The 12,711-nt window shown below is 61.9% G+C and carries 12 protein-coding genes and 1 pseudogene; 5 read left to right on the top strand and 8 right to left on the bottom strand.

The features are described 5' to 3' along the window. Positions 1–43: 43 nt before the first annotated feature. The 4 genes and pseudogenes from FHW75_RS07185 to FHW75_RS07170 form a co-directional block, all read right to left on the bottom strand. Complete coding sequence (locus FHW75_RS07185; RefSeq protein ID WP_027615706.1) at positions 44–1,597, bottom strand: ABC transporter substrate-binding protein; 1,554 nt, start codon at positions 1,595–1,597, stop codon at positions 44–46. Positions 1,598–1,601: 4 nt separating this feature from the next. Beyond that, a complete protein-coding gene (locus FHW75_RS07180; protein WP_025754351.1) occupies positions 1,602–2,801 on the bottom strand; it encodes an LLM class flavin-dependent oxidoreductase in 1,200 nt (399 codons plus the stop codon). A gap of 12 nt (positions 2,802–2,813) precedes the next feature. Next, positions 2,814–4,037 (bottom strand): lipase family protein, encoded by a 1,224-nt coding sequence (locus tag FHW75_RS07175; protein WP_019097984.1) that lies wholly within the window; start codon positions 4,035–4,037, stop codon positions 2,814–2,816. A 47-nt stretch (positions 4,038–4,084) separates the two neighbouring features. Further along, a pseudogene (locus tag FHW75_RS07170) lies at positions 4,085–4,216 on the bottom strand (nitrate ABC transporter substrate-binding protein); the annotation flags it as partial. A 316-nt stretch (positions 4,217–4,532) separates the two neighbouring features. Here FHW75_RS07170 and FHW75_RS07165 point away from each other — a divergent pair. After that, positions 4,533–5,588, top strand: a complete 1,056-nt coding sequence (locus FHW75_RS07165; protein WP_027609692.1) for a sigma-54-dependent Fis family transcriptional regulator — start codon at positions 4,533–4,535, stop codon at positions 5,586–5,588. Positions 5,589–5,595: 7 nt separating this feature from the next. Here FHW75_RS07165 and FHW75_RS07160 read toward each other — a convergent pair whose 3' ends face one another. The 4 genes from FHW75_RS07160 to FHW75_RS07145 form a co-directional block, all read right to left on the bottom strand. Beyond that, positions 5,596–6,039 (bottom strand): hypothetical protein, encoded by a 444-nt coding sequence (locus FHW75_RS07160; RefSeq protein WP_025754349.1) that lies wholly within the window; start codon positions 6,037–6,039, stop codon positions 5,596–5,598. A 152-nt stretch (positions 6,040–6,191) separates the two neighbouring features. Beyond that, positions 6,192–6,800, bottom strand: coding sequence for a L(+)-tartrate dehydratase subunit beta (gene ttdB, locus FHW75_RS07155; RefSeq protein ID WP_019097988.1), 609 nt, complete (start codon positions 6,798–6,800; stop codon positions 6,192–6,194). Beyond that, positions 6,797–7,696, bottom strand: coding sequence for a L(+)-tartrate dehydratase subunit alpha (gene ttdA / locus FHW75_RS07150; protein WP_019097989.1), 900 nt, complete (start codon positions 7,694–7,696; stop codon positions 6,797–6,799). The genes ttdB and ttdA overlap by 4 nt, the downstream gene beginning before the upstream one ends. A gap of 54 nt (positions 7,697–7,750) precedes the next feature. After that, positions 7,751–9,082 carry a dicarboxylate/amino acid:cation symporter gene (locus FHW75_RS07145; protein ID WP_019097990.1) on the bottom strand — a complete coding sequence of 444 codons (1,332 nt, stop codon included), beginning with the start codon at positions 9,080–9,082 and terminating at the stop codon, positions 7,751–7,753. Positions 9,083–9,276: 194 nt separating this feature from the next. Between FHW75_RS07145 and FHW75_RS07140 the strand changes: the two genes are divergently transcribed. From FHW75_RS07140 to FHW75_RS07125, 4 genes are all read left to right on the top strand, one after another. After that, complete coding sequence (locus FHW75_RS07140) at positions 9,277–10,188, top strand: LysR substrate-binding domain-containing protein (protein ID WP_019097991.1); 912 nt, start codon at positions 9,277–9,279, stop codon at positions 10,186–10,188. A 397-nt stretch (positions 10,189–10,585) separates the two neighbouring features. Then, positions 10,586–10,840 carry a helix-turn-helix transcriptional regulator gene (locus FHW75_RS07135; RefSeq protein WP_019097992.1) on the top strand — a complete coding sequence of 85 codons (255 nt, stop codon included), beginning with the start codon at positions 10,586–10,588 and terminating at the stop codon, positions 10,838–10,840. Then, positions 10,824–12,056, top strand: coding sequence for a type II toxin-antitoxin system HipA family toxin (locus FHW75_RS07130; protein ID WP_183673402.1), 1,233 nt, complete (start codon positions 10,824–10,826; stop codon positions 12,054–12,056). Before FHW75_RS07135 ends, FHW75_RS07130 begins: the two co-directional genes overlap by 17 nt. Positions 12,057–12,116: 60 nt before the next feature. Beyond that, the gene (locus FHW75_RS07125; protein ID WP_019097994.1) at positions 12,117–12,602 is read left to right on the top strand and encodes an isochorismatase family protein; all 486 of its coding nucleotides are present in this window, start codon (positions 12,117–12,119) and stop codon (positions 12,600–12,602) included. Positions 12,603–12,711: the final 109 nt, after the last annotated feature.

Raw genomic sequence — 12,711 nt, 5'->3', positions numbered from 1 at the left:
GCGGGCGCGCCCGCTCCCACAGAGAACGATGCCGGCCCAGAGATCAGGTTTTGAGCCACAAACGCTCGAATCGCCAGGTACTGAACAGCGACTGCTCCGCCTGCGCGCCACCCACGCGGGTGCTGACGCTGTCGAGCAGGTCGGCAAAGCCCCAGATCAGCATGCCGCCGCGCGCGTACTGGATGCGTTGCGCCCGGTGCACCAGCGCCTTGCGCTTTTCCAGGTCCGGTTGGGCCATGGCGGCGAGAAAGGCCTGGCTGAATTCGGGGTCGTTGAAGTGGGTCTTGTTGGCCACGGCAAACGGCGCGTCGGTATGAATCGCGCTGGCCAGGAACGGCGCGCCGATGCTGCCACCGGTGCTCAGGGTCCAGTCATCCCGTTGCGGACCCTGGAAGGTGGCCAGGTCAACCTGGCGCACGTTGATCGTCACGCCAATGCGCCGGGCCTGCTCGGCCAGCACCAGTGCCGAAGCCAGCCCCGGCCCGGCTGTGGTCACCAGCTCCACCTGCAACTGCTCATGGCCGGCTTCACGCAGCAACTGCGCTGCGCGCTGCGGGTCATAGGGGCGTGGGCCAATGCTGTGGTCGAAGGTGGGGTCGAAGGGTGCATACAGGTCATTGGCCACACGGCCCTGGCCATTCAGCGCACGGCGCACCAGCTCGTCACGGTCGGCCAGCAGGCGGAATGCCTCGCGTACTCGCGGGTCGTTGAACGGCGCCTTGGCGGTGTTCATGTCGAACGACAGCCAGTTGCCGCTCACCGACTTCAGCAGGCGCAACCGTGGGTCGGCCTGCAGCACCTGCAGGTGCTCGGTGGACATCACGTTGGCCATGTCGATCTGCCCGGCGCGCAGTGCCGCCAGGCGGCCGGTCTGGTCCTTGAAGTCGATGATCTCCAGTTCATCGGCGTAGGGCTTGCCGGGTTTGTAGTAGTTGTCGAAGCGGGTGAACAGCGAGCGCTGGCCCGGGGTGAAGCTTTTCAGTTTGTAAGGCCCGGCGCCGACCGGGTTAGTGACCGGGTGGTAGTCCACCGGCACGATGCCGCCGAAGTTGACCCAGGTCTCCGGCAGCGGCAGGTAGCTGCGGCCGTCGCGAAAGCTCAGGCGTACGGTGCGCTCGTCAAGCTTGACCAGGTTGTCGCGGTCCACCCAGTGCAGCAGCGCCGCATAGGGCGAGGCCAGCTGCGGGTCGGTGAGGCGGCGGATGGAAAAGATCAGGTCCTCGGCGTCGATGGTCTTGCCATGGTGGAACTCCAGCCCGGGCTTGAGGCGCAGGGTCCAGCTGCTGGCATCGGCGTTGGGCTCGGCGAACTCGGCCAGGGCCAGGCGCGGCTGCATCTGCTCGTCCCATTCCCACAGCTTGCTGTACAGCGCAAAGCCACGCACGATGCCGCTGCCGATGGGCTTGTGGGCGTCGAGGTTGCCGCTTTGGTTGCCGTCGATGATGCCTAAACGCAGGCGCCCGCCATGGCGCGGCTGGTCGGCTACGGCATGGCTTGGGCTGTCGGCGGGGCCGCAGCCGGCCAGCAAACCACCGGCCAGCACGCCAGCGTGGCCAAGGAAGCTGCGCCGGCTCAATGGGAAACCGTCCCTGGCCATGGCGTCAGGCTCCGTTGCTGGCGTGCAGCTGCACGGGTTCGGTTGCCGGGCGGGCAAGGGCTGCGCGCTGCGCACGGAAGTGCGGCAGGATGTGCTCGCCGATGCGGTAGGCCTCTTCCAGGTGCGGGTAGCCGGCCAGGAAGAACAGGTCGATGCCGATGCCGTGGTACTCGTGGATGCGCGCTACCACGTTGGCGTAGCTGCCTACCAGCGCGCAGCCCGGCGGGATACCGATGTAGCCGAAGCCGGTCCACACATTGGGGTGGATGAAGAAGTCGTCGAAGGCCTGTTGCTCGTCCTTGTCGTTGTAGCCATGTTCGTAGCTCAGCTTGCGTGCCGTGCGCAGGCCTGCGTGGGCCGCGCGGGCCTTGACCGTGCCTTTGGCCACGCCTTCGTCGAAGAAGCGTTTGGCTTCGGCCAGCGCTGCCGCTTCAGTGTCGCGGGTGATCACGTCAATGGACAGGCCAAAACGGATATCGGTGCGCCCCCACTTCAACGCGCGGGCGCGAATGTCGTCGATCAGCGCAGCGATCTCGTCCGGGTGCTCGGCGCGCATCAGGTAGAAGTCGGCGTGCTTGGCGGCAAATTCCCGCGCTGCCACCGACGAGCCGGCCGTGCAGATCAGCGGCAGTTCGGCCTTTTTCAATGGGCCGCGAAGGCCGCCGCCTTCGGCACGGTAATAGGTGCCTTCGTAGTGGAACTGCTCGTTGTGCCAATAGCCGCGCACCACGTCCATGAATTCGGTGGCGCGAGCGTAGCGTTCGTCATGGCCCTCGAAGTCGCCGACCTGACGCTGGATGGCATCCGAGCCGCCGTTGATGATGTTCCACACCAGGCGGTTGCCGGTAGCGCGCTGGTAGGTCGCGGCCTGCTGCACGGCCACCCACGGGGTGTAGTGGTAGGGCTGGAACGCGGTGACGAACTTCAGCGTGCGCGTTTCCCGGGCCAGCAGTGAGCACACCGTCCACGGTTCTTCTCCGGTCGGCGCGTTGACCATCAGCGCGCCGCCGAAGCCGTTGATTTCCGCCGCGCGGGCGATCTGGCCGAGGTAGTCGATATAGGTGAAGTGATCACCTACGGCAAACCCCGACACCGCCCCGGTACTCGCCCCGCCCGCATGCCAGTCGCCGCGGTTGCGCGGGTCGCCGGGCAGGAACTGGGTTTCGCCGTGCAAGGGCAGGCGGGTGAAGAATTCGATGCTCATGGGGCGGCCTCCTTACTGGACGCTTGGGCTGCAATTGGGGGTGACTGGCTGGCCGCTGATGACCTGGCGGGCGAAGGGGATCGAGTCCTTCAGCGAGGCATTCACCGTTTCGCTGTGGCCCAGGCCCTTGTACAAGTGGCCCTGCACCACAGAGCCGGCCTTGCAGGCGTCCTGCATCAGCGCTACCTGGGTAGCGGCGGCGGGGGTCTTGTCCTCGGCACCGGTGCCGATGAAGATCGGCTGGGCCAGTTTCAGGGTCGGGTACGACACCTGTGCCAGCCATGGTTTGAGCTTGTCGCCCTTGTAGTCTTTCTTGGCATTGGCCGGGGTCAGGCCGGTGCCGACCACATCACTGACCAGCGATGACAGGCAGCTGGTACGTGCCTGCTCGAACAGCGGCAGGGCCTTGTCGGTATAGAAGTCGCGCGGGTCGATGCTCGGGTCATACTGTTGCGCAGCCAGCAGGGTGTAGAAGCCGTAAGCCAATGCCGGGTCGACTTTGTCCTGGTCCTGCTCGCCAACGTTTTTCGGGCCCACGGTATAGATCACGCCAGTGCCGATACTGCCCTTGACCCCTAGCTTGGGCGCATAAGTGGCCGCGTAGGCGCCAGCGGCAAACGCCCCGGCACCGCCCTGGGACTGGCCGATGATCAGCACCTTGTCGGCCAGCCCCGGTACGCCGGCCACCACAGCCTTGGCCGCATCGAGAATGCCGTAGGCGGCCATGCGGTTGTTCAGCAACGGGTGGCCGCCGGGGACGCCCAGGCCTTGGTAGTCGGTGGCAACGATGGCGTAGCCCTCTTCGAGCCAACGGTTGAGGTATTGCACGTCGCGGTAGCTGCGCCCGGCCCAGGATGGCGCGCAGATGTCGGCCACGCCGACCGTGCCATGGCCCCAGCTGGCAACCGGCCAACCGCCTGCCGGTGCCTTGCCTTTGGGGATGAACAGCGCGCCGGAAACCACAACCGGGGTCTTGCCGTCGATACCGTCCAGCGAGGTGTAGAGGATGCGTTGCGCACTGGCCGCACTGGGCAAGCTCAGGGCTTGTTCCAGCGGTTCGCTGCGCAGCAGTTTGCCGGGCGTGGCGGGGATGATCTTGGTCCAGGTGTAGAAGGCCGACACGCGGCCATCGCCCTGTTGCGGGTCGGGCTTGGGTGCGTAGGTTTCGGCGGCCACCGCACTCACGGATAGGGCCAGGGCGCTGAGGGCGAAGATGAGGGAAGCAGGCAGTTTCATGAGTCAGGGTCTCAAGGTTGATGGCTGAGTTGAGCGTTTGAGGACGGCCAGTCGTTGGCGGCTTGCTTGGTCGCCCAGAGGATGTGCACCCCGCGTTCGCCTATTAGGGCGCCGGTTTCGTTGAGCAGCACGGCGGCATCCACTTTGCCGGCTGACATGGCAGCGGCGCCAAGCTGAGGGCATGACGCGAGGGATTGTTCATGTGCAGCTCCAGGCAAAGGTTCCTCAGGCCTGGAGCGAAATGCATGCCAGCCAGTTGAAAATGGCCTGCAGGGCTCGATTGGCGGGGCTTTCGGGGAGGGATTGCCTGTCGGTGAAGGGCTTGGCCTGCTGATCGGCGGGCAGGAGAGTGCTGGCGGGTTGCTGCTGCAGCAGCAGTCGGCCGCTGGAAAATCGAATATTCCTTATTCGTATATGTAAATATTAATTAATAATTTTTTGATCTAATTTGTTTCATGCACTATGGGCCTGTGCGTCAACTGCCAGGAATGCCCCATGTCGCTGATCACCCACCCCAATGCCCGCGAGCTGACCAAGTCGGTACGTGCCACCGTGCTCGTGTTCAAGGACCCGCGCTCCCAGGAACTGCTCAGCCGTATCGAGCGCCTGGCGCCCAGCGAGGCCAATACCCTGATCATCGGCGAAACCGGCACCGGCAAGGAGCTGGTCGCCCGCCATATCCATCACCTCAGCCGCCGTGGGCGTGAGCCATTCGTGGCGGTGAACTGCGGTGCTTTTGCCGAAACCCTGGTGGAGAGCGAACTGTTCGGCCATGAGAAGGGCGCGTTCACCGGCGCCACCAGCAACAAGGCCGGCTGGTTCGAGGCGGCCAATGGCGGCACGTTGTTTCTCGACGAAATCGGTGACCTGCCATTGAACATGCAGGTGAAGTTGCTGCGGGTGCTGCAGGAGCGTGAAGTGGTGCGCCTGGGCTCACGCACGCCAATCCCGATCAACGTGCGGCTGGTGGCGGCAACCAACGTCAACCTGGCCGATGCGGTGGTGGCGGGGCATTTTCGCGAGGACCTGTTCTACCGCCTGCACGTCGCGACAATCCGGCTGCCGCCGCTGCGCGAGCGGCCGGGGGACATCCTGCCGTTGGCGGAGTTTTTCATCGAAGAGCATTGCCGACGGTTGGGTTACGAGCGCGCTTCGCTGAGTCCGGATGCCGAACGCAAACTGCTGGCGCATAGCTGGCCGGGCAACATTCGCGAGCTGGAGAACGCCATTCACCATGCGTTGCTGGTGTGCCGCTATCAGGTGGTGGCGCCGGCGGACCTGCACTTGGTGGACATGAGGCCGACGAGCCCGGCTGCAATCCAAAGCCATGTTCCGGTGGCACTTGCGCCGCCACCGGACCTGGAGAGTGCGTTGCTGGCATTGTTCGAGCAGAATGTCCCGAACCTGTACGAACACATAGAGGAGACGGTGTTTCGTGCCGCGTATCGGTACTGCCATGGGAACCAGCTGCAGACCGGCAGGCTGTTGAACATCAGTCGCAACATTGTCAGAGCGCGCCTGGAAAAGATCGGGGAGCTGACAAAAGCGTGAAAGCTGTTCAGTCTGTAGGTATCGAGTCGGAAAGATGAACGTAGCAATCTATCTGGTGGGCCGCCTTTACATCAGCTTGAGGGGAAGGCCCCGCTTGCTTGGCAATCACTTTCAGGCCCAGACCCTCACTGATGAAGTCACCAACCGAGTAGGTATTGAGCAGATAGCTGTACTCGGTGCGGTTGAGTGAAGCTGGCTTATGGGTTGTCCTGAATTTAATGGAGGAACGCACAGTCCAGTCGTCTGGGGCCGTCCTGTAATTCAGGGTGATGGTCGAGGCTGAAGGGATGTCGCTCATCGCAATTTTGCTGTAGCTGGCGACAACCGTTTTACTTGCCCTCTCGCCACTTCCCTCTGCTGGTAAATTAAGACCCTGGCTTGGTCCGGTACCGTTGTTCTCTTGCCAGAACATGATGACACCGCTCTGTTTTGGGGTGTTGTCGTTTCCCATGATGCGCACCTCGCGTTAAAGATTATGTGCCCTTAGGACCTGTCACCGCCTGTCTCGGCGTAGAGTCGTTGTATGGGCTTGAATCTAAAGCAGCCCAGGCGCTTGCGCACAATTGACAGGTCGGGCCACATTGCAGCCCGACCATCGCCCGCTTACTTGATAAAGCGCACCTGGCTGTTGATCTTCTCGATCACGGCCCCCTTGCGTTCGTTGAAGCGTGCCTTGTTCTGTTCGAACAGGTTGTTGCCCTTGGTATCGATCGAAATGATCAGCGGCCCGAACTCACGCACGCGGTTCACCCACAGCGTTTCCGGCATGCCCAGGTCCTGCCATTCTGCCCGCTCGATCTCTTCCACCTGAGTGGCTGCCAACACTGCGCAGCCGCCTGGAAACACCGCATGTACGGCCTTGTTCTCCAGACACCCGGTGGTGGTCTCCGGGCCCATACCGCCCTTGCCGACAATCAGCTTGACGCCGGTCTGCTCGATGAACTGCTTCTCGAACTTTTCCATGCGCATGCTGGTGGTCGGGCCAATGGACACCATCTCGAAGCTGCCATCGTCTTTCTTCCTGACAATGGGACCGGCGTGGAAAATGGCGCCGCCACGCAAGTCAACCGGAAGCTCGCGACCCAGCTCGATGAGACGCCGGTGTGCCACGTCACGGCAGGTCACCAGTTGGCCGGTGAGGTAGACCACATCGCCCACGTTGAGGCTGGCCAGGTCTTCGTCGCTGATCGGGGTGCTGAGGATCTTTTTCACAGTACTACCCCTTCGTGGGAGAGGATGTCGTAGCTCAGGTCGGCGTTGATGCGGATCTTGCCGCGTCGGTGGGCCCAGCAACCGGTGGACACAGCCACGCCGATGGTGGAGGGGTGACGGGCCGAGGACTCGATGTTCACGCCCATCACGCTGCTGTTACCGGTCAGGCCTTGCGGGCCGATGCCGATTTCGTTCAGGCCGTCTTCCAGCAGCTTTTCCATCATGGCCGCGCTTTCGTTGGGGTGGCAGGAATCCACTTCACGCAGAATGGCTTTCTTCGACAGGCGTGCTGCTGTTTCTACCGAGGTTGAAACCCCAACCCCCACCAGCAACGGCGGGCAGGCATTGACCCCGCGTGAGGTGATCACATCGAAGACGAACTCGGTCACCCCTTCATAGCCTTGACCCGGCATCAGCACCTTGGCCGAACCTGGCAAGGTGCAGCCGCCACCTGCCATGTACACATCGACGATGCAGTGATCGGCATCGGGGATGATTTCCCAGTCCAGCCACGGGATTTTCGAGCCGGTATTGGTGCCGGTGTTTTTCTCGATGAACGTTTCCACTGCGTTGTGGCGCAGCGGCCCCTGGATGGTGGCTTCCTTGGTGGCGTTCTCAAGGATGCCTTCCATCTCACCCAGCAGCGGGAAGCGTGCGCCGGCCGAGACGAAGTACTGGATCACGCCGGTGTCCTGGCAGCTGGGGCGGTTGAGTTTGTCGGCGTATTCCTGGTTGTCGGCCATCGAGTCGTACACGGCAATGGCCAGCGGGTTGGTTTCGGCAGCACGTAACTTGGCGGTCTTTTCCTTGACGTCTTTGGGCAGGCGCTTGCCGATATAGGCGGTGAACTTGGCCATCACGTCGGTAAGCGATGACACGGCGGTTTCTTTGTCCATGATTATTTCCTCACTGCATCACAAGGCGGATTCGTTCTTGCTGTTATCGAAAGGTCAGGGTATGGGTGTGTCGGCCTCCATGCGTGCAAGGGCAGGGTGCGGCGTAGCGGCTTGCGGTTCTGCCGGCAGCTGGCCGTCCAGGGCCTGCGCCATGCGCTGCTTGTCCAGCGCGCCCACCCAGTGGGCGATGGCCACCGTGCCGACGGCGTTGCCGATGGTGTTGGTGATGGCGCGGGCCTCGGACATGAAGCGGTCCACGCCCAACAGCAGCACCATGCCGGCCACGGGGATGTTGTCCATGGTCGCCAGTGTGGCGGCCAGGGTGATGAAGCCCGAACCGGTCACACCTGCCGAGCCTTTGGAGGTGAGCAGCAGCACGCCCAGCACGATCAGTTGGTCCATCAAGGTCAATGGTGTGTTGGTGGCCTGGGCGATGAAGATGGCGGCCATGGTGTAGTAGATGCACTGGCCGTCCGGGTTGAAGGTAAGGCCCGAGGGGATCACCAGGCCGACCACCGGTTTGGACACGCCGACCTTTTCCAGCTTGTTCATCAGTTGCGGCACCACCGACTCGGACGAGCTGGTGCCCAGTACCGTGAACAGCTCTTCCTTCAGGTACTTGAGGAACCTCCACAGGTTGAAACCGCACAGCCGGGCAATGGCGCCGAGCACGATCACCACGAACAGGAAGCAGGTCAGGTACATGGTCGCCATCAGCTTGCCCAGCGAGACGATCGAGCCCAGGCCGTACTTGCCGACGGTGAAGGCCATGGCGCCGCAGGCGGCCAGCGGGGCCACACGCATGATCATGCCGACGATGAAGAACATGCCGTGGGAAAAGGCTTCCAGCACATCCACCATCGGTTTGCCGCGCGGGCCGAGGTGGGAAAGGGCGATGCCGAACAGGGTGCTGAACAGCAGGATCGGCAGGATCTCGTTCTTGGCGAAGGCGTCGGTCACGCTGCCCGGGATCACATGCAGCATGAAGTCGATGAAGCCGCCACTGTTGCCGGCCGCCGCAGCGGTGTAAGTGGAGATGCTCTTGGCGTCGAGGGTGGCAGGGTCGACGTTCATGCCTTGGCCGGGCTGCACGATGTTGACCACCACCAGCCCAAGCACCAGGGCGAAGGTGGACAGCACTTCGAAGTAGATCAGCGCACGTACACCCACGCGGCCGAGTTCCTTCATGTTTTCCATCTTGGCGATGCCCAGCACCACCGTGGCGAAGATGATCGGGGCGAAGACCATCTTGATCAGTTTGATGAAGGCGTCACCGATGGGCTTCAAGTCCGCGCCAACCTGTGGCCAGAACACCCCGATCAGCACCCCGAGGGTTACGCCGATCAATACCTGTACATAAAGCTTGCCGAACAATCGCTTGGCCATTGCCGTCTCCGAATTATTGTTGTGAGTCGGATTTATCTGGCGGCCGGGCTGATCGTGGGGTGCAGGTCACACCTGGCCTTGGCGGCCGAAGAGCCCAGCGTTTTTGTGGTTAATCACGCAGGGCAAAAGGTAATGGTTTTTCAGAAATGCTGTAATACAATGAAATTCAACTCATTGTTTCCCTCAGGTTAATTATGAATCCGGTATCGGAGCTGGCGTTCTTCACCCAACTGATCAGGGTGGGCAGCCTGGCGGGCACCGCGCGCGAACTGAACCTGACCCCGCCAGCCGTCTCCAAGCGCCTGGCGCAACTGGAGCAGCGCCTGGGTGTGCGCTTGCTCAACCGCACCACGCGCAGCATCAGCCTTACCGCCGAAGGCGAGACCTACCTGGTGAATGCCCGGCGGATATTGGGTGAAATCGAGGAAATGGAGCGGCAGGTGTCCAGCAGCCGTGCCGAGCCGAAGGGGCTGTTGCGTGTCAATGCGCCGTTGGGGTTCGGGCGTACCCATGTAGGGCCGGCAGTCTCATCGTTTGCCAAACGTTTCCCGGAGGTGGAGGTGCAACTGCACCTGACCGACCGTCCCATCGCGTTGCCGAACGACGCCATCGATGTGGCCATCCGCTTTGGTGAACTGCCCGACTCACGCCTGATCGCCCGCAAGATCGCTGCCAACCGCCGCAGGTTGTGCGCTGCACCCAGCTATCTGGAAGCTCACGGCACCCCGCAAGCCCCCAAGGACCTGGCCAGCCACAACTGCATCGTGTTGCGCCAGAACGATGCCGCGTTCGGCATCTGGCGGCTCAGCCGTGGGAAGCATGGCGAGTCGGTGAAGGTGCATGGCAGTCTCAGCACCAACGATGGCGAAGTGGCGCTGAACTGGGCGCTGGACGGGCAGGGCATCCTGCTGCGGGCCGAGTGGAACCTGGCCGATCACCTGCGCAGCGGGCGCCTGGTGGAGGTGCTGGGCGATTACCACACGCCGCCTGCGGACATCTATGCGGTGTATCTGGAGCGCTTGAACCTGTCGGCGAAGGTGTCGTGTTTTGTCGAGCATTTGCGGCAGTTCTTCCGACAGGGCGACAGCCAGTCGGCGTGGCAGTAGCGCCGCCGCACGCTGCGCTTTGGCACAGAGAAAAACGGCGCGCTCGCCCGGCACTTCGAAGGTGTTCTGTGCATCGCCAATACGTACCACCAATGTAGCGCACACCCCGGCCGCCGCCCAGTCCGGCCAGTGGCCCGCCTTGCAGGGTGTAGTCGACGCACACCGAGGCCAGGTGGCGCGGCACACGTACCGGCGCATTGCCCGCGCACCATCAAGGTGTTGTCGGTCCGGTTGTTGCCGGACACGTGGGTGTGCACGCCAGCGGTGTAGCTCACGGCTTCGGTAATGATCAACACAGCAAGACGTGAGGGGTACGAGGTATACAAGGTTTTATGAATCGAATACGATGCATTTTTAAGGTTTTTCTATTTTTGCACTGTATTCGATGCACTCAAGTATGAATGAATTAGGCAATCTGATAAAAAAACTGCGCAAGGAGGCCGGCCTGTCACAGGCGCAACTTGCCCAGCGGCATGGTATGAGCCGGGCGACCATCTCTGGCATCGAGAACAACACGATTCCCGAAGTCGGGATCCGCAAGGTCGCCGCAATCCTTGAGGGCCTGGGTTACGAGTTGACGGCAACGCCCAAGCGTCGGCGCAAGACCCTTGACGAGTTGAAGGCCGGGGGTATCCATGACCAGTCAGCGTGATCGTTTGTACATTGGCGCCAGCGGTGAGGCTGTCGGAACACTTGGCCGCAGCGAGGATAACCTGCGTGATTCGGTCTTTGTTTACAACGCGGCGGTCACTGAGGAACAGGCTGTTTCCCTGACCATGCCGGTGCGCCTCGAAAGCTACAAGTGGGAGTACGGCATACACCCACTGTTCGAAATGCATATCCCGGAAGGGCACCTCAAAGAGGAATTGATGCGCCGCTTCAGCAAGTCGGTGCGCGGTTTTGACGACTTTGCGCTGCTGGGTATCGTCGGTCCACACCAGCTAGGCCGCATCAGCATTGCCCAGCATGCCAGCGACCAGTCGCTACCGGGCATCAAGCTCGCCAACCTGCTGATTCACGACGGAGCCACAGACCTGTTCAATGACCTCTTGAGCACTTACGCGACCTATTCAGGGGTATCAGGTGTTCAACCCAAGGTGCTGGTGCGTGATACCGATGAAGTTGGAGCCGAAGTTGGCCGGTTCACCCATCGAGGTGCTACGCACTTGGTGAAGGCATTCAATGAAGCAGAGTTCCCGCAGTTGGCCGCCAACGAGTTTTTCTGCATGCGGGCGGCCCTTCACTGTGGCCTTGAGGTACCGGAATTTCAACTGAGCCAGCATGGGCAGTTTCTGGTTGTGAGACGCTTCGACATCGGCAGCGACAGCTACCTCGGGTTTGAAGACATGTGTGTGCTTTCCGGGTGGGGGACGCGCAAGAAGTACGACGGCAGTTACCAAGGCTGCGCGCAACTGATCAAACTTTATGTCACCCCCGACCGGGTACCGGACGCGCTGGAAAGCTTCTTTACGCTGGTAGCGCTTTGTGCGGGCATTCAGAACGGCGATGCTCACTTGAAGAACTTCGGCCTGCTGTACGAGAACTGTGCGGAAGATGCCGACATCCGGCTTGCACCCGCTTACGATTTGGTGACCACGACGGTGTACAACAGCCACGATATCATGGGGCTGTTGCTGGGTGGCTCCAAGGCCTGGCCCAAACGCAAGATGCTGGTGCAGTTCGGGCGCACCGCCTGCAACCTTACGCAATCGCGCTGCGATGAGTTGCTCAACAGAGTCGAAGTCGGCATCAACCGTGCGATGGCGGAGTTATCAGATTATCGCAACAGCCATTCGGCATTTGAGCGCATAGGGGAGAAGATGGCTGCTGCGTGGGCCCAGGGCATGAACAGAAGTATTGTGGCCTAGGGTTTCCGACCTGGCCACGCGTTATACTCCGCGCCATTTTGCCAATGGCCGGAGTACGCTATGCGCCAGGTTTTGCTCATCGTCGATGTCCAGTCCACCTTTAGCCCGCCCGAGTGGCTGGTCGATGGTTTGCGGCGGTTGTCAGCGAATATCCCTACCATTGCTTCGGTCGAGTTGCATGACGAACAGGTCACACCGTTCGAGCGGCAACTCGGCTGGCACCCGGCGGCTGAGGACGAGAGCCTGGTCGAGGCCGACCAGGTCTTTATCAAGCATGGCTACGGGCAGAGCGTCGAAGCTATCGAGTACATTCGGCAGCTGGGTGTAGAGCGGGTGCTGGTGTGCGGGCTGCAGACCGAAACCTGCGTGCTGGCCGCTGGCTTTGCCCTGTTCGATGCGGGGCTGACGCCTACCCTGGTGACGGACATGACCGTAGGCTCTTCGCTGGACCGTTCTGGCAAGCTGGGCATCGCGTTGTGGCAGCATCACTTCCGTCAAGTCACTACCTCGGTAGAGGTACTGGCCGAACTGGCCGGACAGACCTGACGCATGTAGTCACTTGGCCGTCATCTGGCGCCTCGAGCTCCCGGGCCAGGTCAATGTGCTGGCGATTCCCAAACCTGTGAAGTTGCAGGATGGCAACGTCGACTACAGC

Origin of the sequence: Pseudomonas sp. OG7, assembly GCF_014192825.1 — a bacterium.
GTDB classification, from domain to species: Bacteria; Pseudomonadota; Gammaproteobacteria; order Pseudomonadales; family Pseudomonadaceae; genus Aquipseudomonas; species Aquipseudomonas monteilii.
This window is presented reverse-complemented; position numbering and strand designations above follow the sequence as displayed.

Coding starts and splice junctions, on each gene's coding strand:
- FHW75_RS07175 (WP_019097984.1), bottom strand. CDS start 4,037: ATGAAACTGCCTGCTTCCCTCATCTTCGCCCTCAGCGCCCTGGCCCTA.
- FHW75_RS07125 (WP_019097994.1), top strand. CDS start 12,117: ATGCGCCAGGTTTTGCTCATCGTCGATGTCCAGTCCACCTTTAGCCCG.
- FHW75_RS07185 (WP_027615706.1), bottom strand. CDS start 1,597: ATGGCCAGGGACGGTTTCCCATTGAGCCGGCGCAGCTTCCTTGGCCAC.
- FHW75_RS07180 (WP_025754351.1), bottom strand. CDS start 2,801: ATGAGCATCGAATTCTTCACCCGCCTGCCCTTGCACGGCGAAACCCAG.
- FHW75_RS07140 (WP_019097991.1), top strand. CDS start 9,277: ATGAATCCGGTATCGGAGCTGGCGTTCTTCACCCAACTGATCAGGGTG.
- ttdA (WP_019097989.1), bottom strand. CDS start 7,696: ATGGACAAAGAAACCGCCGTGTCATCGCTTACCGACGTGATGGCCAAG.
- FHW75_RS07160 (WP_025754349.1), bottom strand. CDS start 6,039: ATGGGAAACGACAACACCCCAAAACAGAGCGGTGTCATCATGTTCTGG.
- FHW75_RS07130 (WP_183673402.1), top strand. CDS start 10,824: ATGACCAGTCAGCGTGATCGTTTGTACATTGGCGCCAGCGGTGAGGCT.
- FHW75_RS07145 (WP_019097990.1), bottom strand. CDS start 9,082: ATGGCCAAGCGATTGTTCGGCAAGCTTTATGTACAGGTATTGATCGGC.
- FHW75_RS07165 (WP_027609692.1), top strand. CDS start 4,533: ATGTCGCTGATCACCCACCCCAATGCCCGCGAGCTGACCAAGTCGGTA.
- FHW75_RS07135 (WP_019097992.1), top strand. CDS start 10,586: ATGAATGAATTAGGCAATCTGATAAAAAAACTGCGCAAGGAGGCCGGC.